The 21,155-nt window shown below is 68.3% G+C and carries 25 protein-coding genes; 15 read left to right on the top strand and 10 right to left on the bottom strand.

What is annotated here, in order from left to right; all coding sequences use genetic code 11:
- The first annotated feature begins 27 nt into the window (after positions 1-27).
- Genes DEIPH_RS17715 through lnt form a run of 4 tightly spaced genes read left to right on the top strand, consistent with a single transcriptional unit; the run spans position 28 to position 3,199 of the window.
- Positions 28-390 carry an ArsR/SmtB family transcription factor gene (locus tag DEIPH_RS17715; protein ID WP_034361088.1) on the top strand — a complete coding sequence of 121 codons (363 nt, stop codon included), beginning with the start codon at positions 28-30 and terminating at the stop codon, positions 388-390.
- Positions 387-800, top strand: coding sequence for a hypothetical protein (locus tag DEIPH_RS17720; protein ID WP_034360832.1), 414 nt, complete (start codon positions 387-389; stop codon positions 798-800). Before DEIPH_RS17715 ends, DEIPH_RS17720 begins: the two co-directional genes overlap by 4 nt.
- A gap of 45 nt (positions 801-845) precedes the next feature.
- Positions 846-1,733 carry a cation diffusion facilitator family transporter gene (locus DEIPH_RS17725; RefSeq protein WP_051517509.1) on the top strand — a complete coding sequence of 296 codons (888 nt, stop codon included), beginning with the start codon at positions 846-848 and terminating at the stop codon, positions 1,731-1,733.
- An 11-nt stretch (positions 1,734-1,744) separates the two neighbouring features.
- The gene (gene lnt / locus DEIPH_RS17730) at positions 1,745-3,199 is read left to right on the top strand and encodes an apolipoprotein N-acyltransferase (RefSeq protein WP_051517510.1); all 1,455 of its coding nucleotides are present in this window, start codon (positions 1,745-1,747) and stop codon (positions 3,197-3,199) included.
- Positions 3,200-3,381: 182 nt separating this feature from the next.
- On the opposite strand, the gene DEIPH_RS17735 is transcribed toward lnt, so the two are convergent.
- Positions 3,382-4,518, bottom strand: a complete 1,137-nt coding sequence (locus DEIPH_RS17735) for an LCP family protein (protein WP_034360834.1) — start codon at positions 4,516-4,518, stop codon at positions 3,382-3,384.
- Positions 4,519-4,992: 474 nt separating this feature from the next.
- Here DEIPH_RS17735 and DEIPH_RS17740 point away from each other — a divergent pair, with 474 nt between their 5' ends.
- From DEIPH_RS17740 to DEIPH_RS17750, 3 genes are all read left to right on the top strand, one after another.
- Positions 4,993-6,039: a peptidase C39 family protein gene (locus DEIPH_RS17740; protein WP_235183290.1), complete on the top strand. Its 1,047-nt coding sequence runs from the start codon at positions 4,993-4,995 to the stop codon at positions 6,037-6,039.
- A 299-nt stretch (positions 6,040-6,338) separates the two neighbouring features.
- Positions 6,339-6,698, top strand: coding sequence for a TlpA family protein disulfide reductase (locus DEIPH_RS17745; RefSeq protein WP_034360838.1), 360 nt, complete (start codon positions 6,339-6,341; stop codon positions 6,696-6,698).
- A 129-nt stretch (positions 6,699-6,827) separates the two neighbouring features.
- Positions 6,828-7,298, top strand: coding sequence for a hypothetical protein (locus DEIPH_RS17750; RefSeq protein WP_034360840.1), 471 nt, complete (start codon positions 6,828-6,830; stop codon positions 7,296-7,298).
- A 147-nt stretch (positions 7,299-7,445) separates the two neighbouring features.
- Here DEIPH_RS17750 and DEIPH_RS17755 read toward each other — a convergent pair whose 3' ends face one another.
- Both DEIPH_RS17755 and DEIPH_RS17760 read right to left on the bottom strand, forming a co-directional pair.
- Positions 7,446-8,207: a LysM peptidoglycan-binding domain-containing M23 family metallopeptidase gene (locus tag DEIPH_RS17755; protein ID WP_034360842.1), complete on the bottom strand. Its 762-nt coding sequence runs from the start codon at positions 8,205-8,207 to the stop codon at positions 7,446-7,448.
- Positions 8,208-8,589: 382 nt separating this feature from the next.
- Positions 8,590-8,778: a hypothetical protein gene (locus DEIPH_RS17760; protein WP_034360843.1), complete on the bottom strand. Its 189-nt coding sequence runs from the start codon at positions 8,776-8,778 to the stop codon at positions 8,590-8,592.
- A gap of 312 nt (positions 8,779-9,090) precedes the next feature.
- On the opposite strand from DEIPH_RS17760, the gene DEIPH_RS17765 reads away from it, so the two are divergent.
- The 6 genes from DEIPH_RS17765 to DEIPH_RS20720 all read left to right on the top strand — a co-directional run bounded on the left by DEIPH_RS17765 (position 9,091) and on the right by DEIPH_RS20720 (position 14,497).
- A complete protein-coding gene (locus tag DEIPH_RS17765) occupies positions 9,091-10,599 on the top strand; it encodes a phospholipase D-like domain-containing protein (RefSeq protein ID WP_034360846.1) in 1,509 nt (502 codons plus the stop codon).
- A gap of 301 nt (positions 10,600-10,900) precedes the next feature.
- Entirely contained in the window at positions 10,901-11,869 is a 969-nt protein-coding gene (locus DEIPH_RS17770) for a heavy-metal-associated domain-containing protein (protein ID WP_152545024.1), read from the top strand.
- Between the two features lie 199 nt (positions 11,870-12,068).
- Positions 12,069-12,545, top strand: coding sequence for a TlpA family protein disulfide reductase (locus DEIPH_RS17775; protein WP_152545025.1), 477 nt, complete (start codon positions 12,069-12,071; stop codon positions 12,543-12,545).
- A complete protein-coding gene (locus DEIPH_RS17780) occupies positions 12,542-13,015 on the top strand; it encodes a cytochrome c-type biogenesis protein (protein WP_034360851.1) in 474 nt (157 codons plus the stop codon). Before DEIPH_RS17775 ends, DEIPH_RS17780 begins: the two co-directional genes overlap by 4 nt.
- 324 nt (positions 13,016-13,339) lie before the next feature.
- Positions 13,340-14,020 carry a DUF1345 domain-containing protein gene (locus tag DEIPH_RS17790; protein WP_034360855.1) on the top strand — a complete coding sequence of 227 codons (681 nt, stop codon included), beginning with the start codon at positions 13,340-13,342 and terminating at the stop codon, positions 14,018-14,020.
- Positions 14,021-14,350: 330 nt separating this feature from the next.
- A complete protein-coding gene (locus DEIPH_RS20720; protein WP_232472389.1) occupies positions 14,351-14,497 on the top strand; it encodes a hypothetical protein in 147 nt (48 codons plus the stop codon).
- Positions 14,498-15,009: 512 nt separating this feature from the next.
- Here DEIPH_RS20720 and DEIPH_RS20725 read toward each other — a convergent pair.
- From DEIPH_RS20725 to DEIPH_RS20020, 5 genes are all read right to left on the bottom strand, one after another.
- Positions 15,010-15,264, bottom strand: coding sequence for a hypothetical protein (locus DEIPH_RS20725; protein ID WP_232472388.1), 255 nt, complete (start codon positions 15,262-15,264; stop codon positions 15,010-15,012).
- Between the two features lie 39 nt (positions 15,265-15,303).
- The gene (locus DEIPH_RS20730) at positions 15,304-16,068 is read right to left on the bottom strand and encodes a hypothetical protein (protein ID WP_232472387.1); all 765 of its coding nucleotides are present in this window, start codon (positions 16,066-16,068) and stop codon (positions 15,304-15,306) included.
- On the bottom strand, positions 16,065-16,226 hold the full coding sequence (locus DEIPH_RS20735; protein ID WP_232472386.1) for a hypothetical protein: 162 nt from the start codon (positions 16,224-16,226) through the stop codon (positions 16,065-16,067). Before DEIPH_RS20735 ends, DEIPH_RS20730 begins: the two co-directional genes overlap by 4 nt.
- 72 nt (positions 16,227-16,298) lie before the next feature.
- Positions 16,299-16,949 (bottom strand): LysE/ArgO family amino acid transporter, encoded by a 651-nt coding sequence (locus DEIPH_RS17800; protein ID WP_034360858.1) that lies wholly within the window; start codon positions 16,947-16,949, stop codon positions 16,299-16,301.
- A 180-nt stretch (positions 16,950-17,129) separates the two neighbouring features.
- Positions 17,130-17,267 (bottom strand): hypothetical protein, encoded by a 138-nt coding sequence (locus DEIPH_RS20020; RefSeq protein WP_198296466.1) that lies wholly within the window; start codon positions 17,265-17,267, stop codon positions 17,130-17,132.
- Between the two features lie 513 nt (positions 17,268-17,780).
- Here DEIPH_RS20020 and DEIPH_RS19455 point away from each other — a divergent pair.
- The gene (locus DEIPH_RS19455; RefSeq protein ID WP_161636096.1) at positions 17,781-18,413 is read left to right on the top strand and encodes a M23 family metallopeptidase; all 633 of its coding nucleotides are present in this window, start codon (positions 17,781-17,783) and stop codon (positions 18,411-18,413) included.
- 140 nt (positions 18,414-18,553) lie between these two features.
- Here DEIPH_RS19455 and DEIPH_RS17810 read toward each other — a convergent pair whose 3' ends face one another.
- Both DEIPH_RS17810 and DEIPH_RS17815 read right to left on the bottom strand, forming a co-directional pair.
- The gene (locus tag DEIPH_RS17810; RefSeq protein WP_235183291.1) at positions 18,554-19,258 is read right to left on the bottom strand and encodes a LysM peptidoglycan-binding domain-containing M23 family metallopeptidase; all 705 of its coding nucleotides are present in this window, start codon (positions 19,256-19,258) and stop codon (positions 18,554-18,556) included.
- A gap of 203 nt (positions 19,259-19,461) precedes the next feature.
- Complete coding sequence (locus tag DEIPH_RS17815) at positions 19,462-20,040, bottom strand: DUF305 domain-containing protein (RefSeq protein WP_051517513.1); 579 nt, start codon at positions 20,038-20,040, stop codon at positions 19,462-19,464.
- A 159-nt stretch (positions 20,041-20,199) separates the two neighbouring features.
- On the opposite strand from DEIPH_RS17815, the gene DEIPH_RS17820 reads away from it, so the two are divergent.
- Positions 20,200-21,147: a prolipoprotein diacylglyceryl transferase gene (locus DEIPH_RS17820; RefSeq protein WP_051517514.1), complete on the top strand. Its 948-nt coding sequence runs from the start codon at positions 20,200-20,202 to the stop codon at positions 21,145-21,147.
- Positions 21,148-21,155 lie beyond the last annotated feature (8 nt).

Below are 21,155 nucleotides of genomic sequence, written 5' to 3' on the forward strand. Positions count from 1 at the left end.
GGCCTCCTTCCGCGCTACCCTCAGGTGATGAGAACGGCTTCTCAAGATGACGTCTGTGACGTCCCCTGCGTCCACCCCGAGGCGGTCGCCCGCGTCCGCGCCGCCCTGCCGGACGCAGCCTGCGTGGAGGCCGCCACCAGCCTCCTCAAGATGGTGGCCGATCCCACCCGGTTGCGGATTCTCAGTGCCCTGAATATCGAGGAGCTGTGTGTATGCGACCTGGCGGCGGTGGCGGGCATCAGCGAGAGTGCAGTCAGCCATCAGCTCCGCCTGCTGCGCGCCCACCGTCTGGTGTCCTTCCGGAAGGAAGGCCGCGTCGTGTACTACCGCCTGCTCGACCAGCACATTACCAGCCTGATCGGCAACGCGATCGACCACGCGAACGAATGAAAGGAGCCCTGACGGCGGTGGCGGTCGCCGCACTTCTGGCCCTGGGCGTGTGGTGGTTGGCCGCCGAACGCCGCTGGCAAAGTGCCCTCTACTGCATCGAGCAACCGGGCACACTCTGGAACGGCCTGGTGCCCCTCCCCAACGGCCTGCAACCGGAATGTCCGGCGAGCCGCAGTTACCGCCAGGAGGTCCGCCAGGGGGAAAGCCGCGTCGAGCAGTACCGCCTGCCCGGCTGGCAACCCAAAGCGCTGCTGGACCCCCTGCGGCAGGCCGGATACCGCCCCCTGACCGATGACCCCATTGCGCCGGGGAACTACGCGGCCTTTCTTGACCGGCAGGGCCGCATGCTGCACTACCTTGCCACCCTGGAGGGCCAGACCACCCTGATTACCCTGAGTGGCCGCCCCTAGTCCCATAGAGGTTCCTCTTCTCGCTGACTCCCCTGGAGGTCTCCCTTGGACCGCACCATCCGCCTGGCCCAGTACAGCCTGCTGCTCGGTATTCTGATTCTCGCGCTGAAGGCGGGCGCGTACCTGCTCACCGGCAGTGTGGCCCTGTACTCCGACGCCCTGGAGAGCATCATCAACGTCGTGGCCGCTGGCGCAGCCCTCTTCGCCCTGTCCATCGCCCGCAAGCCTGCTGACGCCGAACACCCCTACGGCCACGCCAAGGCCGAATATTTCTCTGCCGTTCTGGAAGGTGTGCTGATCGTTTTGGCGGCCATCAGCATCATTTACAGCGCCTATCAGGACCTCCAGGCTCCGAAGCCGCTGGAAGCGCTGGGACTGGGCCTGCTCGTCTCCCTGGGCGCGACCCTGTTGAACGCCGGGTATGGCACCTATCTGATCCGCACCGGACGGCACCTGCGCTCCCCGGCCCTGGTCGCCGACGGCCAGCACCTGATGACGGACGTCGTGACCAGTGGGGGCGTGCTGGTCGCCCTGGGCCTGGTGGCCCTGACCGGCTGGACCATTCTCGACCCGATCATGGCGATCCTGGTGGCGCTGAACATCCTGTGGGTCGGCGGACGGCTGGTTCGGTCGTCCATGCAGAGCCTGCTCGATGAGGCCGCTCCACCGGAGACACAAGCACTGGTCCGCCGCCTGGTGGCCGAGCATGCCGAGGGTGCCCTGGAGGCCCATGACCTGCGCACCCGTCACGCGGGTCGCCTGACCTTCATCGACTTCCATCTGGTGGTGCCGGAGCACTACACGGTGGGGCAGGCCCACGCGATCTGTGACCGCCTGGAAGCGGTCATTGAGCAGGAAGTGCCGGGAAGTGAGGTCACCATCCACGTCGAGCCGGACAGCGCCGCCAAACACCGGGGGGTCCTCGTCCTCTGATGCGGTTGTCGGTGTTCCTCCCGCGTGCCGACCTGCTGTTGTGCCTCCTGGCGGGGGGAGGCCTCGCCTTCACCTTTCCGCCGTCGCCGCTGGGCGTCCTCGCGCCGCTGCCCCTGGCGCTGCTGTTTCGCCGGGTGGCCGACCGGCCGCCGGGCCGCGCGTTCCCGCTGACCTTCGCCTTTGCCGTGGGCTTCTTCACCGCGTTGCTGCTGTGGCTCCCTGCGAGTCTGGCCCCGTTGTTTGGCTCCGGTATGGCTGGGCTGTACGTGGGACTGGTCGCGTTGCTCGCGCTGGGCTGGGCCGCAGCTGCCGCGCTGACCCGGCACGTGATGGGCCCCGCCACGCTCTGGGCCCTGCCGTTCGCCTGGGTGCTGCTGGACGCCGCCCGGAGCCTGGGGCCGTTCGGGTTCACCTGGGGCAGCCTGGGCTACGCCTTCGCGCTGACCCCGCTCGTGCAGCTCGCGGACCTGGGCGGCATGGCCCTGGTGGGGCTGGTGGTCGCGCTCACCGCGGCGGCGCTGGCCGACGGGCGGCCGCGCGCCCGGCTGGGCGGCGTCCTCCTGCTCGTCCTGGGCGTCACCTACGGGCTGACCCGGCCCCCCGATCCGCCGGGAACCGCGCGGGCCTTGCTGGTCCAGGGCAACGTGGACCCGCGCGCCAAGACCCAGGGGCGTACGGCCGACGAGCTGCGGCGCTACCTGGAGCTGACCCGTATGGGCCTGGAGGCCGGTCCGGTCAGGCTCGTGGTGTGGCCGGAAACCGCCGCGCCCGCCGCCCCCACCGTTCCCGAGGTGGCGGGCGCCCTCACGGCCCTCAAAGTGCCGCTCCTGATTGGGGCCCCGACCTGGCAGGGCGGCTACCGCAACAGTGTGTACGCGTTTGAGGCGGGTCAGGTCCAGGGCAGGCAGGACAAGGTCCGGCTGGTGCCGTTCGGGGAGTATTTTCCGGGTCGGACCGTTCTGGATGGGACGTACCGGGTTCTCTTCCGCTGGCTGGGACTGCCCGCGCTGAGCGGCGCGGTGCCCGGCCGGACCCTGGCTCCGCTGCCCCTGAACGGGATCCCTGTCGGCGTCCTGATCTGCTACGAGTCGACGTTTCCGGCCCTTGCCCGCGCGCTGGTGCGGCGCGGTGCCCGGGTTCTGGCCGTGGTCTCGAATGACGCCTGGTTCGGGCCGTCCGTGGGGGCCGAGCAGCACTTCCAGATGGGCCGCATGCGGGCCATTGAGACGCGCCGCTGGGTGCTGCGGGCGGGCAACGATGGCGTGACGGCGGTGATCGCCCCTTCCGGGCGCGTCATGGCCCGCCTGCCCCGGGCGGTCGCCGCGACCCTGCCCGCGTCCTTTGGCGTGACATCCGGCCTCACGCCCTATGTCCGGTTCGGGGAGTGGCCGGTCCTGCTCAGCCTCTTCATCCTGGTGGGCCTCCGGCTCGGCGGAGGCAGGCTCACCGCCCTGGAAACTCCCTGACGCCGCGGGTGCGGAGTATAGCCAGCCTGGGCAAGCGCACCGCGGACAGGGGCACCCTGCGGCTCCGGGGCGGCTCGGGGAAGACCCGGGGCAACAGGGGAAAAGGCCGGTTCCCTTCACCCCTTCCGGGTCCCACTCGAAGCGTCAGTCAGTGGAACGGGATCATCCCCGCCGCAGCGCGTTCACTGTTCCTCCACGTCGTTCCCCAGGCGCACCGTCACGTCCGCGCCAGGGAGGCCTTCCTCCGGCGTGACCCGCCCGTAGCCCACGTCCCGCAGCACCGCCGCTGCCGCCTTTCCCGTAATGGTGGTCGGGCCATCGGCGCGCGGGCCACTGGAGATCACCACCTTCTGGTAGCCCAGGGCTTCCAGCTTGGTCTGGAGGCGGCGCGCGCTGCCGTCAGGCGCCCCGACATTCACGACCGCGACGGTCAGCGTGCGCGGGTCTCCAGGGTCCCGGAAACGCGCCTCGACCAGGGCGTGCAGTGCGGGATGGTCGGCCACCCAGGTGCCGCCCTCCCCAAAGGTCCCCGGGAGGGTCTGCGTGTTCACCTTCAGGCCGCTCAGCGCCGTGCCCAGCAGCGCGCCCACCTGCGCCCGGGTCAGGTTCGTCTTCGTGTTCTGGTCTAGGGCCCCCAGCATGGCCGGCAGCCGCCACCCGTTCAGCGGGTTCTTGACCCGGCTCAACAGTGCCGTCAGGTAGAGCTGCTGCCGCTGGACCCGCCCGATGTCGCCCAGGTTGTCCTTCCGGAACCGCAGGAAGCCCTCGGCCTGCTGCCCGTTCAGATGTTGCCGCCCGGGCTGGAGGTCGATGTGCAGCTTACCCGCGTTGTCGTCGTACTTCATGCGCTTGGGCACATCCAGCGTCACGCCACCGGCCGCGTCGGTGAGGGCCCGCACGGCATTCAACGACAGCAGGGCGTAGGCGTCCACCGGCACTCCAGTCAATTCCTGCACGGCCCGGACCAGCAGGTTGGGCCCACCTTTCACGTTGGCCCCGTTGATCTTGCCCCAGCCCTGGCCCGGAAGGTTGACCCAGGTGTCCCGTGGGATGCTCAGCAGGTTCGCCGTGCCGTTAGGCCAGAGCTGCGCGAGGATCAGGGTGTCCGTCAGGAAGGTAAAGTCCTCCGGGGCCACCGGCCACGGCCAGACCGCGGCGTTTTCCTGGTACCGGGGCGTGACGCCAGCGAGCAGCACCGTAACTGGCCCCTCCGCCTGGCGTGGCAGCGCGGCGTACCGGAGGAGGGCCGGGACCGCGGGAGCGGACAGGGCGACGAAGCCCGCCAGAACAACGAGCACGGGAACGGCCAGGCGGCGCACCTGAGCAGTGTAAGCCCCATTTCCCGGGTCAGACGTCCGGGCGTGACGCTCAGGATGAGGCAGCCGGTCAGCGCGTGCGCAGGGCCAGGAAAGCGCAGAGGAGGGACGTGGCGACGTCGTTGTTCCCCTGGGAGAGCGGAAGAAGCCCATACCGGGGCATAAGAACCTCCTTGATCGCCTCGTCCGCTCCAAGGAGGCCATCTCCTTCCAGGAGGACCCCGACCAGGCGACCCAGGAGGTCGTCCCTGAAGTTGACTTGCGCCAGGTATCCATCCAGGGTCCCCGTAAGCAGCTTGATGCCAGCCTAGGCGTGTCGGGGTCTGGTGGGCCTCGCCCCAGTGCGTCTTCCAGTTCAGGTGTACATCGCGGCCTGCACCGTTGAACCTGGGGCAAGTTGCAGGACGACGGTGAACAGGACCTCCTGAAGGGCGCCACGTTCACCCAATGGAGCCACCTGCCCGGTAGCCTCTGGCCGTGAAGCCCTTCTGGATCTTCCTGCCTGGCCTGCTGCTCGTGAGCGTGGCGGCCGCTGCCCCCTACGCGCAGCAGACCAGCTTCGGCACGCCCGCGCCCGCCATCCGGGCCGCGCAGGCGCAGACCAGCGTCCAGGCCACCTGGCAGGCTCTCCCGCCGCTTCAGGAGGGCCGTCTGGAAAGCGCGGTCGTGGCCGTGCCGCCCTTCAACGAGCTGATCCCGAGCTGGAACGTCACCGGGTCAGCCACCAGCCCCGTCACGGTCGAGGTCCGGGTGCGCCGCCCGGATGGCCGCTGGACCCGGTACTTCAGCTTCGGTGAGTGGCGGGCGAGCGGGCCACGGGCGAGCCTCCGGGTCACGCGCACGGCGGACGGCACGGTGAACACCGACACCCTGACGCTGCCCTTTCATGCGGACGCCTTTCAGGACCGGGTGACAGTGGGGGCAGGCGCGCAGGTGCGGCTGCTGTCCTTCAACACGTCGGACACTGCCCTGCGCTTCCGCGATCAGGGCGCGGCGGGACAGGTGGCCGCCTGGAACCGGGTGCTGAAGGTCCCGGGGCTCTCGCAGATGACCTACCCGGATGGTGGGCCGGTATGGTGCAGCCCGACCAGTGTCAGTATGCTTCTGGGCTTCTGGAAGAAACCGGTGCGTGTCCCCGACGCCGCGAAGGGCACCTTGGATGCGGTGTATGGCGGCTTCGGCAACTGGCCCTTCAACACGGCGTACGCGGGCACGCAGGGTCTGCAGGCCTTCGTCACGCGGCTGGGCAGCTTGCGGGACGCGGAAGCCTACCTCCGTCAGGGCCTCCCGCTGGCCGTCAGCGTGCGGTTCAGGGCGGGCGAGTTGCCCGGCGCACCGCTCTCCTGGTCAGACGGGCACCTGATGGTCCTCACCGGGTTCGACGCGCAGGGCAATCCGGTGGTCAACGACCCGGCCGCGCCGAGCGATGCCAGCGTGAAGCGCACCTATCCCCGCAGCACCTTCGAGCGGTTGTGGCTGAACCACGCGGGCGGGATGGCGTACGTGATGGCCCCCCAGCCCTGAAGTTCCTGGGCGGCAGGCAAAGCACTTGCCCGAGGCGCAGGGGGGGACGGGCTGCCTGGGAACTGGCCAAGCCCCCGAGACCTGGCTGTTCCTGGCCCGCCGGTGGGAAGGCCCCGCCACCACGGGTGGAACTGGCTATGCTGAGGGAACCCGCTGCTCTTCGGAGGATCCCATGAAGCGTGTGCTCGTTCTGCTTGCCCTGGTCAGCCTCGCCACGCCCCTGCCAGCCTACGCGGGGGACGGGTGCCGCGCGGCGTCCTGCCCCGAACTTCACCTTCACTGACCTGGGCGGTGAGCAGGTGAGCCTGGCCGCGTTGCGGGGCGAGGCGGTCATCGTGCAATTCGGCGACGTGGGCTGCGCTGTCTGCCGGGAGAACGACCGCCTGCTGCGCCACTACCAGCTCGAGTACGTGACCCACGGCCTGGTGGTCGTCAGCCTGCACGAACAGGCCACCTTGGACGAACTTCGGCGGTATGACGCGGAGTTCACCTTCAGCACCTGGACCGGGCTCGATCCGGGGCAGGCGATCGCGCGGCGGTATCACGCCCTGCCCATCCCGACCACGGTCTTTATCGACCGGGACGGGTTCATGCGGGACGTGCGCCGGGGCCGCCTGGATGAGGACGAACTGTTGCGGTCGCTGCAAGGGCTGCTCTAATCTCCCCGGCCACCTGCTCTGGATAGCCCCGGCGCCCTGGGGCCGGGGAGAGGCCCATCGACCCCGGGACCCACAATGTTGAAAAGGTGGGGCTGGCCCCCCCTGGGTGGGGCGGAAAGGGAAATCGTCTTGACCGAGCAGAAGCTGCCCTTCACCGACAGCCGTATTCCCTATGCTGCCGCCCTTTCCATGCTGGCGGCAGTCCTGCACGGTGGGGTGACCGGCGCACACTTCACGGAAGGGTTCGGGTACGGCCAGTTCTTCCTGGTGGCCACCGCGGCACAGTTCGTGTGGGGCGGCTTCCTGCTCCTGCGCTCCCTCGAGGCGCGGGCTGCCCAGAGTGATCCTCACCCTCGGGTGGGTTCCAGCAGGCTGGAAGTGCCTTACTCCTGGGGAGGGGTGCTGGGGAACTCGGCGATGTACTTCGTCACGCGGACGGTGGGGATTCCCTGGTTCGGTCCGGAGGCCGGTGAGGTCGAGGCGTGGGACGCGTTCGGCCTGATCACCACCGCTCTGGAACTGCTGTTGGTCGCGCTCCTGCTCGTGATGCTCTTCAAACCCGCGGTGCCGCGACCGGGGCGCAGACGCGGCGCGAGGTGACCCCACTCCACCTCGGCCTCAGCGAGACGTGGCCTGCGGGCCGGGCCGGTCTCCCCAGCAGGCAGACTGGACGGCCGCCCTGACGCCAACTCTCGGGGAAGTGTCCTGGGGATCCCATCAACGGAGGCTGGACTCCGCCGCCTGGCTTCACTGCACGCTGAAGGGATTGACCGCCTGACCCTGCCGGTACAGGCGGTAGTCGACGTGGGCCCCGGTGCTGTTGCCGGTGCTGCCGACCCGGGCGATCACCTCACCGGCCTTGACCTGCGCACCCACCTGGACCAGGTTGGCGCTGTTGTGGCTGTACCGGGTGCTCATGCCGTCGCCGTGGTCGAGCACGATGGTCCAGCCCCACCCGGTCTGGCCGTCAAAGCGGGACTCCACGACGGTGCCGGGGAGGGCGGCGCGAATGGGCGTGCCGGTCGGGGCGGCGAGGTCCAGGCCGGGGTGAGCCGCCTGGTAGGGCGTGGTGACGCGGCCCTGGACCGGGAGCGCGGCGTTCACGCGGATGGAGGCCGTGCGAACAACGGCCGTGGTGGCGGTGCGGGCCGTGGCGGGAGCAGGTAAAGCGAGGCGCTGCCCGACCTGGAGGGGCACCTGTGGATTCAGCCTAGGGTTGGCGCCCAAGAGGGCCCCCAGGGTGGTGCCGCTGCGCTGCGCAATCAGGGACAGGGTGTCTCCCCGGCGGACCGTCCAGGTCCGGGCTGGCACGGCGGGCAGGCGCAGGGCCGCACCTGCACGTAGCTTCGCGGGGTTCACTCCAGGATTGGCCTGGAGGAGGGCCTGCGGCGTTGTGCCGTACCGCACCGCGAGGCGGGTGAGGGTATCCCCCGGCTGCACGGTGACGGTCTTGGCGGCAGCGAGGCTGAACAGCAGGAGCGTCAGCGCGGTGAGTAGGTGATTACGCATGAACGAGCGGTAAGGTACCAAGGTTTGCTCAAGCTTGGATGAATGAGCAGTCATGCAGCTAATTTTTGGAGTGGTGCCCGGCGATTTCGCCAGTGGCAACAGGAGGTTCTGCAAAACGGGGCGCCCGTCTCACAGGCATTCGAAGCTGGCAGGAATGCCCCGTGTGCACGTTCAGCGGCGTGTGTCCTGGTCGTCAACCTCCGGCTTCGCAGCCGGTTCAGGCGGCTGCCGTCCAGACGGGGGCCGCAGCCGGCACGAACTTCGCGTCGTTTGAGGCGAGGAACGAGAGCGCCACGCCCCGGCTCCCGGGGACGCAGCAGCGCGATCAGGAAGATGGCCAGGAAGCCCGGGGAAAAGGGCGCAGTCAGCAGCCGCCTTCCGGTCATCTGGTGCGCCTCGGTGGGCAACTCCTCGGCTCCAGGTGCAGCAGGGCTACTCCGGCAAAGGACAGGCCCACCTCCGGCGCGAAGCCGGACAGGCTGCCGAGCAGGACGGTCAGGGCCAAACCCAGCAGGACACCCAGCGGCTGGTGTTCCTGCTTGATCTCGGGCAGCCGGTTACGGGCGAGCACCGCGAAGTGCTGAAAAGCGCAGCGCCAGCATTCCCCGGATGGGGGCGGAGTGTGGCCAGGAAGCCGCCGAGGACCGTCGTGGTCGCCGGGACGAACACACACAGCAGCAGCGAGAAACCTCGCCTCACGACGCTCCCATCCGGGAAAGCCCCCAGGCGGGAGCACCACCCGTGAACACGTCCCGGCATCTGAACCTCCTTGCGGTGGAGCTTGGGCCCATTGCGTTCGGAAAAAAAGCCCCTTCTCACATTGTCAGGTGCGGGCGGGATCGATCCAACCCTTGATCTCTGACTGTTGAACACTTGTTCATATATGAAGCACCAGCGTATCTTCCGGGTGGTGAGCGGTCTTTCCTTCGCCCCGCGCTGGCTTCTGGCGCTCCTGCTGACCTTGGGGGGGCTGGCGGGGGCCTCCGAAGTTCCGATCGGGCTGGGCGGCGTGCCCCCGACCGCCAGCCTCAATCCTTCCGGCCTGTCCTGCGCCAGGCCGACAGACCCGCTGGAACTCGCACTGTGGCGCGTCACGGCCGAGGGGGGACGGCCTGACCGCTCGTGCGGGAACGCATTCGTGGGCTTCCTGCGAACGCCGCGTACCGCCACACAACCGGATGCCTTCGGCGTGACGGCGGACCAGATCCGGGGGGCACGGGCGGAGGTGCTGCTGGCCAGCATGGAGTGGCACGCGGGCGAGGGGAACCCCGGGTGGACCTTCGCGCAGGCGGTGCGGGACCTGTACCTGAAAGTGCGGGCCAATCCCGCGGCCTACCCGCAGGGCATGACGGTGCGGGTGGCACTGGGCGGCTTTCCGGACTTCAAGCGCCCGGATGGGGCGACGCAGCCGCTGGAACTCGTGCGGGACCTCACGCAACTGGGCGTTCCTCTGAACGACCCGGCTGCGGGGTGGCGACTCGGGGTGGCGAACTACCGCTACTTTCCGCACAGTCACGTGAAGCTGCACGTGATCGACGGTCAGGACGTGACGGTCGCCGGGTACAACTACACCGGCTGGCACCTGCCGGACACGGAGCCGGGCGGGAAGAGCCTGCATGATCTGGGCCTGCGGATGCGCGGACCGGCAGCACAGGACGGCGTGGCGGTGTTCGACGACCTGTGGCGCAACGCCCAGCAGGTGCGCTGCCCGGAGGGCACACCGGCACCGGAAGTTGCGCGGCGCTGCACCCTGGGTCCGCCCGATCCGCCCAGCCATCCGGACGCGGCCCGCGTGCTGACGCCGACCGGGGAAGCGCGCGCCTTCCTGCTGTATCGCCGCCCGGGGTTCGATCAGGCGGACCGGACACTGCTGGCGCTGTTCGGTGCGGCGCGCCGGAGCCTGGACCTGATGCAGGCACAGGTCAGCCCCAGCCTGAAGTGCTGGTACGCCTACCTGAACCCCGACGATTGCCCGGTGGGCGAGTGGCCCGCGTACTTCCGCGCCCTTCTGGAGGCGATGGAGCGCGGCGTGAAGGTTCGCGCCCTGATGGTCGATTACGGCACCGACCGGGCCGCGAACCGCAGCGGCGTGGCCCTGTTGCGGCTGGAGGCACGGCGGCGCGGCCTGGAGGACCGCTTCGAGCCGCGCTATGTCACCTTCAACCTGCATACCAAGGCCATGACGGTGGATGACCGAATGGTGGTGGCGGGGAGCATGAACCTGCACTTTTCCTCCTGGGGACCGCTCGGCCTGAACGAGGCGATGCTGGCGACCACGGACCCCCAGGCGGTGACCGAGCAGCGCGCCAGCTTCGAGGACGTGTGGGCCAACCACAGTCGCGCCGTCCCTGAGGAATGGTGGATGCGGAATGTCTCCCGCCTCCCGAAGTAAGGGGACCGGGATCGCGCAGGACCACGGGAACCCTGGGCATGGCGCGCGCAGCCCGTTATGGCGCAGTTCCCCGCCTCGCTTCCAGCGGCTCAGGACAGCACAAGCTGCGCCGGCTGGCACTGTCCACGCCGTCTGTGTGGTGTCTGGCCGAGGTAACCCCGCGGTCCGCCCTCCTGACTGTTGTCGCCCGCACCCGTTGACTGGGATCAGGCGGGAACACGGGGACTCGCAGAACCTGCGCACCTCTCCCGGGTTCAATGTCCTCTACACATATGACCAAATACTCAGATATGCTTGGGGCGTGGCCTCCTCCACGACACCCCTCGACTATCACGTTCCCCGAATGGACTGTGAAAGCCGCGTTCAGGACGTGGTTCGTATGGTGGCCAAACTGCCGGGTGCGCGCAAGATCGAGGCGGACGCCCGGGCGCAGCACCTCCGGTTGGAACTGGACGAAACGCGAACGTCACGGTCCGTCCTGGAAAATAACCTGCTGCTGCTCGGCTATGCCGCCCGCCCCTTCCCCGAGGTTCTGCCCGCCCCGGGGTGCCTGCTCCCTGAAGCGGCCAGACAAGACGGCCTGGACCGGGCCCAGCCCGACCCCATCGCCCGGCGGACCGTCCCGGCAAACGCGGCAGCGCGAGATCCGGCTGACTCCGCAGCGGCCAGACCGCCAGACAACGCCCTGACCGACCAGCCCTCCCCGGCCCCTCCTGGAGGGGCGTGGGGCAACCAGCCCTTCCTCAATACGCCCCCTGTCCACGTCCGCCAGCCGCCGCCAGCCGTGCGGCCGCCCCACTTCCCTGGCAGCAGGAGGAGACCTTCCCTGGCCCTGCTGGCCATCCTGCTGTTCCTGGCCGCAGGCCTGACCCTCTGGGCCGCCTGGACACGGATCGGCGGTCCGAACTCGCCCCTGTTGCCGTGGCCCGCTGCGCTTCGGGTGGCTGCTGGCCTGGCGCTCGTGGCCGTCCTGTTCAGCCGCTGGCTGTCGTGGGGCCTGGGCTGGGCGCTGTCCTGGCTGGTGGCAGGTGTGTTTGGGGATACCCTGGGCAGGCTGCTGGACAGAGCTGCCGGGGTCCTCCTGACCGCTCACCCGCTGGCCCCCCTGGTGCGCTGGCCGGGGGGCACGCGCCTCGCTGGCGCTCACCTTCCCGACGTGCTCGTGCTTGTCGGCGTGGTGGGGTTGCTCCTCACCCTGCGGCGCTCGCCGCCTGAAGCTGACCGTCCCCAACCCACTTCCCCGGCACCCTCCGGCCCGTTCCGCAAATGAAGCGGGCGTGCGGCTCCAGAGAAGGGCCGACGGCCCTGCGGACGGTCTCCGGGACGGATGGCGTGCCCTTTCCCTCTGCGCCAGATTGGACGTACCTGTGACGAAATCCTCGCCTCAACTTCGTGTGGTCCCGCCTGTTCCCCTGTGGCGGCGTCTCCTCCCTCCTCTTCTGGCGGCCGGGGTCGTCGCCGTGCTGGGGATGGCGCTGCTGAGCCCCAATCGGAGCGCCACCACCGGCGGCCCGCTCGTCGGGAAACCGGCGCCCGACTTCACCCTGTCCAGTCTGGACGGGGCGCGGGTGAGCCTGGCGTCCCTCCGGGGCCGTCCGGTGGTGCTGAACTTCTGGGCGTCGTGGTGTGTGCCCTGCCGCCAGGAAGCGCCCCTCTTCCGTGAACTCAGCGAACGGCAGGCAGGAGGAACGGGCCTGGCGGTGGTCGGCATCCTCTTTCAGGAGACGCAGGAGCAGAACGCCCGCGCGTTCATTCGCGAGTTTGCCCTCGCCTACCCCAGCCTCCGTGATCCCAGCTCCAGGACGGCCATCAATTACGGTGTGGGCGGGATCCCCGAGACGTTCTTCATCGACCGCCAGGGCGTGATCCAGTATGTGGACCGCGGTGGGCTGACCCGCGAGCGGCTGAACGTGGGGCTGCAGAAGATCGGGGTGGCGGGACTGTGAAGCACCGGCTGCTTCCCGTGTTCTGTGGCCTCCTGCTGTCGGCCGCCCTGGCCCTGACGCCCGAGCAGGAGGCCCGGACCGAGCGACTGGGCAACAACCTCCGCTGCCCCATCTGCACTGGCCTGCCCATCACCGAAAGCACCAATGACCTGAGCGTGCAGATGCTGCGGGAAGTGCGGCAGCAGGTGGCGGCGGGACGCGGTGACCGTGAGATCTACGCCTACTTCGCCGCGCGGTACGGGAACTTCGTGCTGCTCGACCCGCCGAAGGAGGGCAGCAACCTGCTGCTGTGGGGCGCGCCCCTCGCCGCGCTGGCTGTCGGGGGCGCGGTGCTGGGGCGTTTCCTGCACCGCCGGCACCCCGCGGATGAGGCGGCCCCGCCCGTGACGGAGGAACCCTTCGACCCCTACCTGGCGGAAGTGCAGCGGAAGACGCGGCCGGACGATCTCCGGGAAGGGGACGGTGCATGATGCTCGGTGTGGCGGGGCTGGCCCTGGGCCTGCTGGTGCTCCCAGGGCGGGGGCCGCTGCGCGGGAACGCCCCCGACCTGACGCCAGGCAGGCTGCGCGCCGTGAACATGCGTCCCAAAAGTGGCAGGCCCACCTTCCTGAAGCCTACCGGGCTGAGCGCCTGGCTCAATCTGCTGAACTCTGGAAGGCCGGTGAAGGTGGGATCGATGACCCGCGGGTGGCGTCCCGACGGCAAGTGGGCTATGGGGGTTCAGCCCCGTCGCGCGGAGCGAGACCGTCTGCTCCTGTGCCCCTTCCACGGCTTGATGCCGGGGAGCGCGGGCCATGCATGAGCCTGCCTCCCTCCAACAGGCTCAGGACCAGTGGCAGCGGTCCTGGTCACGTCTGCTCGTCGCCAGTGCCGCCGGAATCACGGCGGCCCTCGTCCTCCCGGTCCCCTCGTCCGTGTTGGTGCGGATCGTCGCTGGCTGGGATGCCGGGGCGATCACCCTGCTGGCCTTGACCTGGAGGTTCATCCTGCGTTCGTCGCCTGAGCGCACCCGGTATGCCGCCGCTGCCGAAGACCCCGGGCGCGCCGCCGTGAATGCGGTTGTTCTCGGCTCCAGCCTCGTGAGTCTCGTCGCCTCGGCCATCGTGATCGAACACGCCAAACGCCTGGAGCCGGGCGCGCCCCTGCTGGCCATCGCCGTATCCGTGATCGCCGTGCTGAGCGGCTGGTTCCTGACACACACCACCTACACGCTGCGCTACGCGCATCTCTACTACAGCGATTGGGATGCGGAGGCGGGGCCGGACGGTGGCCTGGAGTTCCCCGGATCGAAGGCACCCTCCGCCCTTGACTTCGCCTATTTCGCCTTTGTTATCGGCATGACCTTTCAAGTCTCGGACGTCGACATCTCCAGCCCCGTCATTCGCAAGGTGGCCTTGTGGCAAGGTATGACCGCGTTCTGGTTCAACGTCGCAATCCTCGCGCTGACCCTGAACGTGCTCGGCAGCCAGATCTGATGCCAGCCTGGGCGCCTTACTGACACCTGAAGCGACAACCTGTCTCGTCATGTGGTGTGCGGCCACCCTGCAGTTCATGGTGAACGCGATCAAGCCGCCCGCGGACGGTACGGGGACAGAACCACCACAGCGGTGGGTGAGCGCGCCGGACAATGGATCCACCAGGGACATCTCCCGATGACCCGCGTGAACTTGCGCCAGTCCGCGATGACTTGTGGATGACCAACATCAAGAACAGGCTTGTTCTGACCCTCAATCCACTCCCCCGCCATTTTCTGGTTTCTGGAGGAACTGAGCCAGCGCTGGGGCGAGGACGAGACAGGCGTCGTGATGCGTGCCACTGCTACCTACCACGCCAGCCTGCTGGCAAACCCCGACGGACCTGAAGCCTCCAGTCTCACGGCGGCTCGGGTGGCGGCGGAGGTGGCCCGGGACGTGGTCGAGGGGCTCCTGGAGGGCGTGGCGGGTACCCCCTGAACACTCAGGCCTCCTGTTCCTGTTGCCAGCTCCAGACCGCGCCTCTCTCCGCTGAGACCATCTGCGCGGCATCTGGTTTCCTCCGGCCTCTGGTCTCTGGCTGCCCCAGGTGTTGGTCTCGGCGCTCGGGGCTGGACCTTCTGTCCAGTTACGCTCGGCAACGTCGTCGTCCGGCTCGACTGCCCGCAGCAGCCTCACCTTGCGTCCCGTCGGCGTCTCGTTGTCTGCCGCCCCGGGTGTCGTGTGCGGCACGTTCATGAGGACGATCTCCCCCAGCCGCGGCTCATCTGGCTTCTTCTGATCGGACATCCGAACCTCCTTCTGTGCAGGGCGGTATGCAAGGTCTTCAGCTTCTCCTGCGCCTCTCACCTTGTCGCCAGGTGAAGAGTCCGCTGTTCAGCCCGCGTAAAACAGGACTGGCGCCCAGGGGGGAACGCGACAGCCTGGCCACGCCCGGCTGGGCGAAATTCAGTTTCCAAGCGTCCATACACCCTTCTCGCCCAACTCCCGTCTCAATCTTCATGTGGCGGGGGCTGGTCGGGATCGCAGTAGTCGATGGCCGCCCCGGTCTGGAAGGTGCCCACCACGATCTCCCGCCTGAAGGGGTAGCCGAGGCGTACCCCCTCCGCCGCACGCTCCAAAGTGAAGCGCTGGCCCTTCCGCACGGGCGTGTCCCCGAGCACCAGGGGCCGCTTTGCCCCGTAGATCGCGCAGTACGGGGTGCAGAAGTAGAAGCCCAGGGGCCGACCCTGCCCGTTCTTCGCCATCACCGCGCCGCCCGTCTCCACAGCCTGGCGAATCTCGTCTCACAACGCCACGCTCACCGCCGGGTCGGGATCAAGCGCCCACATCTCGTCGATCACGCGCCGGGCGTTGGGGTCCTGCCGCAGAAAGGCCACGCTGTTCGGGTCGGTCATCACCCAGGGATCGCAGCCCAGCTCGCCGGGCAGGGGCGTGCGGAGAAAGGAGCCCTGAGCACCCTGGGGGCGGCGCGCCCACCCTCGGTCAGCAGCGCGGGATAGCTGATGAGCTGCCCGACCCGGTACAGCCCCTCGCTGGCCTGTTTCGCGTGCGCCTCGATCTGCTCGTTGCTCGTGCAGGACCAGGGAGGCCCCAGGCCGGTACATCCCCGCGACGTCATTCGCTTTCGACAGCGCCCCCTCGAACTGTCCGCGCAACCGGGTCAGCCTGGCCGCATCGGCCTCGGGGGTGGCCTTCCCCAGGGCGTGCATGGCGGCCTCGGCGTGGACCCGCATAGCGTCCAGGGCCGCGATCATCGCGTCGAGGTGGGGCCTGGGACAGGGTTCCACCGGCGACCAATCAGGAAGCCGGGCGGGCAACGTCCCGGCGGGCAGGGCGAAGTCCGGGTCGTGTCCCGCCTGGCTCGCGTGGCCCAGCCAGCGCCCCACTTCGGTGTAATAGGCGTTCACCTGGTCGAAGGTCACGGGCGGCACGAAGCCCACCGTGTCCGGATCGGCGGCATCATCGGCCTCCAGCATCTTGTCTCCCAGGGTTTGCAGGGCGAAGGCGTTCCAGGCGCAGGCGAGTTCGAGGCCGACGTGGCGCTTCACTGCGAAGGGGCGCTCTCCGCTGACGGTGAGGTCGAAGCGGCGGCGTCGAGCAGCGGGTGGACCTGCGCGCCGGCCCGCCGGTAGGCGTACAGCGTCTCGGCGTCGCGCTCGCCACAGGTAAAGGCCCGCACACGGGTCCACACTCCTGGAGTGTCCATGCCTGTACGTTACGTCACCTTTTTGCTGGACGTTCCCGCAGGTGCGTGGTGGACGAGGAGGGGCCACGGCCTTCACAGATGTTCCCCTCCCTCACCGTGCAGGGCGCGCCACACCAGGGACAGGGCGAACGCCCACATCAGCGACCCGACCAGCACGTCCAGCCCCCGCCACGCGTGGGGAGAACGGAACAGCGGCGCGAGGCGTTCACCGCCCAGGGCCAGCAGCGCGTACCAGGCGCAGGACGCCGCGATGGCGCCCAAGGCGAAGAGCGTCCGGCCGCCGGGCGAGAAGGGCGCGGCGACGGCCCCGAACAGCACCACGCTGTCCAGGTATGGGTGCGGGTTGAGCAGGGTCAGGCCCAGGGCAGTGACCGCCACCTGGCGGGCGGGACCCGCGGCCTGCGGCGTGGCCCGGGCGTCGATGACCTTCGGGTGCCGGGCGGCACAAAAGGCCTTCCAGCCATGCCAGAACAGGAACGCGGCCCCGCCCCAGGCCGCGAGCAGCGCCAGCGCAGGGAGCCCGGTGAGCAATGCCCCGATGCCAGTCGTGCCGAGGGTGATAAACAGCGCGTCGGCCAGGACACCCGCCGTTCCCGCGACGAGCGGGTGGTGGCGGTGCAGGGCCTGGCGCAACACGAAGGCGTTCAGCGCACTTACGCCGATCAGGTGCGCGGCACTTACCCCAAAGCCTTGAACCAGTGCGGCTGGAATGACTTCAGCCATACCCCTCCTTGATCGGGAATTGAGAACGGCTTCTCACAGCGCCGAGCCTACCAGCCGGGATGTTGCGGTGGAGGGGACCACCTCTCGAACAGCGGGGGGTATGGAGTGTCAGCAGGTGACGGGGGAAGCGGCCTCCGCCACCGTGACCGTCCGGGTGTTGGCCAGGGTGCCCATGCTGTCTCAGCAGGCGGTGAAGACCAGCAGCGGCACCAGCGCGAAGGGAATCCTGAAGGAAAGCACCACCTGCGAGAGCACGAGCGTGCCCGTGGGGTTGAACTCCACCAGGATCACCGCGAAGGCGGGCGGCATGGTGATCAAAGGCGCAAGCCCACGAAGCCCTGCATCACCGCCTGCACAGCCACCGTACCCGCTGTCGACCTGGAGACAGCAGCGCAGACGCCAGGGCCGCCCCTCAGGCCATGCAGGGCACCCTGGGGGTGGTCAGCGCCGAGGATGAGGGCACGACCTTGACCCTGGAACTGCCGGCTGTATTCACTGGAAGCGTATCTGGCGCTCCAGTGTCGTAAGTCTGGACAGAGTTCCCTGCCACCCAGAAGCGCGAGGTGCCCTGCGTGCGTTGAGCCGGCCACGCTGTTGGCGCCAGAAGACCTGACCCTGGCCATCACCGAGGTACGCCCCGCTGTGAACTTTTACATGAACCTTTGATGAAGAAGTGTGCGATGCTCCCTCCCGTCGATGCGTTCTCAACTGATGCTCCTGCTGCTGGCCGGTGCCAGCGTCGCTGTGGCCACGGAAGAATCACTCCCGTTTCCCGTAGCGGTGCCGCTTGCCGCGCCCGCCTTGCCAGGCGGGTCCTCAGGGACGCCCGCCGTGTGGAACGTGCAGCCGGGCGAGACCCTCTACGGCATTGCCCGCCGGTACGGCATCAGCCTGGCCGAGTTGCTGGCGCTGAACCCGGCCGTGGATGCGAGGCGGCCCCTGATGGTCGGACGTGCCCTGGTGGTGCCGACCGCTGTCCCTGGACCGGTACCGCCGCCAGCCGCACCTATACCTATGGCAACGGGAATAAGCAGTCCTGTTGCGGCCCCAATGGCCAGTCGCGCGGCGCTGAGCGGGCCGTGGGTCCTGCCCGTGTCCGGGGCGCGGCTCACGAGCACGTTCTCGCCGCAGCACCTGGGCCTGGACCTCGCCGCGTCCGCAGGAACGCCCGTCCTGGCGGCGGCAGCAGGTGTGGTCACGGAGTCCCGGCTGGACACCCGCACCGGCTGGGGGTGGACTGTCGTGGTGGACCACGGGAATGGCCTGCGCACCCGCTACAGCCACAACCGTGAGAACCTGGCGCAGGTGGGGGATCAAGTGGCGGCAGGCCAGCCGATTGCCTGGGTGGGCAGTACGGGCAACAGCACCGGTCCTCACCTCGACTACCGGGTCACGATGGCCGGAACGCCGGTGGACCCGCTGGAACTGCACAACCTCCCGCCGGAACACTTTGCTGCCCGTTGAGCCGGGGCGAGTGCCGATGAATAGGGCGAGGGCGACGCGCCCGCAGTAGGGGACAACCGTGGGAGGCTTGCCCGGGTGAGTCTCCCGCCACGGCGGCGTTCAGTTCTTCTCGAGCCCCCGGCCCCGCTCACCCTCCAACATCAGTCCAGGCTGAACGGGCTGATGGGCTGCCCCTGCACCGTCACGCGGTAATCCAGGTGCGGTCCGGTGCTGTTGCCGGTACTGCCCACCCGGCCGATCACCTGCCCGGCCTCGACGCGGCTCCCGACCGGGACCAGGTTCGCGGAATTGTGGCTGTAGCGGGTCTGCAGGCCGTTGCCGTGGTCTACCACAATCGTCCAGCCCCAGCCACTCTGCGCGTCGAAGCGGGACTCAGTCACCACGCCGGGTGCCGCTGCGCGGATGGGCGTGCCGGTCGGCACCGCCAGATCCACCCCCTCGTGTCCGGAGCGAAAGGGGGTGGTCACGCGGCCGGTGACCGGCATGACCGGCGAGACGCGAATAGACGCCGGGCGAACGACGGGCATGGTGGGAGACCGCTGGGAGGCGGCCATCCGGGAGGGCAGGGTCAGTTTCTGCCCCACCTGTAGGGGCTGCTGCGCATTCAACCCCCGGTTCGCGGCGACGAGCGCGGCCACGGTGGTCCCCTCACGCCGGGCTATTCCAGAGAGGGTATCACCGGGCTGGACGGTCCAGACCCGGCCCACGGGGGGTGGCAACGTGACGCGCGTCCCCGCCTTCAAGGCCCCTTGCGGCAGAGCCGGGTTGGCACGTGCCAGAGCCTGGGGAGTGGTGCCGTACCGTACGGCCAGACGGGTGAGCGTGTCGCCCGGTTGCGTACTCACCGTCGCTGCGGCAGCGACAGGGAGACCAGACAGGACGAGGGTAAGCAGAAGTTGACGTCGCATGAATGCGTGCCAGCTTGCCCTACCTTTGTAAAGATTGCGTAAAGACGCTCGCAGTTCGGGGGCTTGGCACTGGACACCGGCAGCGAAGCGCGGCAAAAAAAGCGCGTGCCCCGGGAAGGAGGCACGCAAAGGGGGAAGCTTTACAAGCCGCGCTTCAGCAACCACAGGCGGAAGTCATACACCTCGTTGGCCTGATCGCGGACGATGGCGCGCGCGAGCTTCAGAATGCGGGGGTCACTGCTCTTCTGGAGCGCGATGGTCGCCATGTCGATGGCCGACGTGTGGTGGGGTACCATGCCCTGAACGAAGGCCACGTCGGGATTTTTTGCCTTCCTCACGCTGTCCGCCATGCCGCTCATGCTGCCCTTCATCATGTTCGCCATGGCCGCGTCACTGCCGCCGTAGCTCCGGAGCAGCGTGTTCATCTGCTTGATCTCGCTTTCCTGCGCCTTGATGATCGCGTTCGCCCAGGTCTTCACCGTCGCGTCCTTGCTGATGGGGAGTACGGCACGCGCCATGTCCACCGCCATCTGGTGATGGGGGATCATCATGCTCAGGAAGGCCCGGTCGAAGGCCTTGCCCTGGAGTTTTTCCAGCCCGCTCATGTCCATCTTCATGGTCATGCCGCTCTGGCCGGACATGCCGCTCATGTTGCCGTGGTTCATCCCACCCATGCTGCCCTGCGCCAAGCCCAGCCCACTCACGCTAAGGGCGGCCATCAAAAGAAGATTCCGTTTCACGCCCGGAAGATAGTGGGGCCCTGTAAAATTCGTGTAAAGCCTGGAAGCCATCACCTCCCTCGGCACCTTTACAGCAACTTTACAGACGCTGCGTACCGTTGCTGTGGGCTGACCCTTCTCAGCCCACATGGAGGCGGAATGGACCCGGTATTCCTGAAAATCGGCAGCTTCACGATTGCCTGGTACGGCGTGCTGATCACGCTGGGCATCGTGGCGGGCGTGTGGGTGGGGACGAAGATGGCCCGCGAGCGCGGCCTGAACGTGGGCCTCTTCAACGACATGATCCTGTGGGCGATCATCTGGGGGCTGGTGGGGGCACGGCTGGTGTTCGTGCTGACCTCCTGGCAGCAGTTCGCGGGCATCCCCTTTCCGCGCATCCTCTTTGACATCATCAACCTCCGGACGGGCGGGATCAGCATCCACGGCGGGCTGATCGGCGGCATTCTGGTGCTGCTGTACTACACCTGGCGCTACAAGCTGAACTTCTACCAGTACGCCGACCTGTTCGTGCCCGGCGTGGCTTACGGGATCATCGGCGGGCGGATCGGCAACATCATGAACGGGACGGACACGGTGGGCCGCGTGACCGGCTGGCCGATCGGGTTCCGCTGGCCTGACTCCGCCCGCGCCTTCCACGAGGGCATGTGCATCAAGAATCCAAATCCGACGATGGACCTGTCCCAGTACTGTCAGCAGCTCCATGGGCAAATCGTGATGACCGCGCCCGTCCACTTCACGCAGCTTTACGGGGTCATCATCGGCATCATCCTGGCCATCGCCGCCTTCTTCTGGCTGCGCTCGCGCAAGGCCGGGTGGGCCTTCTGGCAGTTCTGGCTGTGGTATAGCGTCCTGCGCGCGGGGGTGGAAGAAACCTTCCGCCTCAACCCCCTGCCGCTCAAGACCTATCTCAGCCAGGGCCTCCACGAGGCGGGCATCGGGCTGTGGACCGAAACCCACCTGATCAGCCTCCCGCTGATTGTGGTGAGTCTCTGGATGCTGCTGAGGATTCGGAACAAGCCGGACACCCATGACAGAGGGACCACCACGTCCAGCTTGAGGGCTTCTCCCCCCCCGGAGCACCCATGACCGAACTG

The sequence above is a fragment of the Deinococcus phoenicis genome, assembly GCF_000599865.1.
Classification (GTDB): Bacteria; Deinococcota; Deinococci; order Deinococcales; family Deinococcaceae; genus Deinococcus; species Deinococcus phoenicis.

Bases quoted from the DNA above. Each gene is read 5' to 3' on its own strand.
- DEIPH_RS17715 (WP_034361088.1), top strand. From the start codon at position 28: ATGAGAACGGCTTCTCAAGATGACGTCTGTGACGTCCCCTGCGTCCAC.
- DEIPH_RS17720 (WP_034360832.1), top strand. From the start codon at position 387: ATGAAAGGAGCCCTGACGGCGGTGGCGGTCGCCGCACTTCTGGCCCTG.
- DEIPH_RS17755 (WP_034360842.1), bottom strand. From the start codon at position 8,207: ATGCGTAATCACCTACTCACCGCGCTGACGCTCCTGCTGTTCAGCCTC.
- DEIPH_RS17765 (WP_034360846.1), top strand. From the start codon at position 9,091: ATGAAGCACCAGCGTATCTTCCGGGTGGTGAGCGGTCTTTCCTTCGCC.
- DEIPH_RS17775 (WP_152545025.1), top strand. From the start codon at position 12,069: ATGGCGCTGCTGAGCCCCAATCGGAGCGCCACCACCGGCGGCCCGCTC.
- DEIPH_RS17790 (WP_034360855.1), top strand. From the start codon at position 13,340: ATGCATGAGCCTGCCTCCCTCCAACAGGCTCAGGACCAGTGGCAGCGG.
- DEIPH_RS20720 (WP_232472389.1), top strand. From the start codon at position 14,351: ATGCGTGCCACTGCTACCTACCACGCCAGCCTGCTGGCAAACCCCGAC.
- DEIPH_RS20725 (WP_232472388.1), bottom strand. From the start codon at position 15,264: ATGGCGAAGAACGGGCAGGGTCGGCCCCTGGGCTTCTACTTCTGCACC.
- DEIPH_RS20735 (WP_232472386.1), bottom strand. From the start codon at position 16,226: ATGGACACTCCAGGAGTGTGGACCCGTGTGCGGGCCTTTACCTGTGGC.
- DEIPH_RS17800 (WP_034360858.1), bottom strand. From the start codon at position 16,949: ATGGCTGAAGTCATTCCAGCCGCACTGGTTCAAGGCTTTGGGGTAAGT.
- DEIPH_RS17815 (WP_051517513.1), bottom strand. From the start codon at position 20,040: ATGGCCGCCCTTAGCGTGAGTGGGCTGGGCTTGGCGCAGGGCAGCATG.
- DEIPH_RS17820 (WP_051517514.1), top strand. From the start codon at position 20,200: ATGGACCCGGTATTCCTGAAAATCGGCAGCTTCACGATTGCCTGGTAC.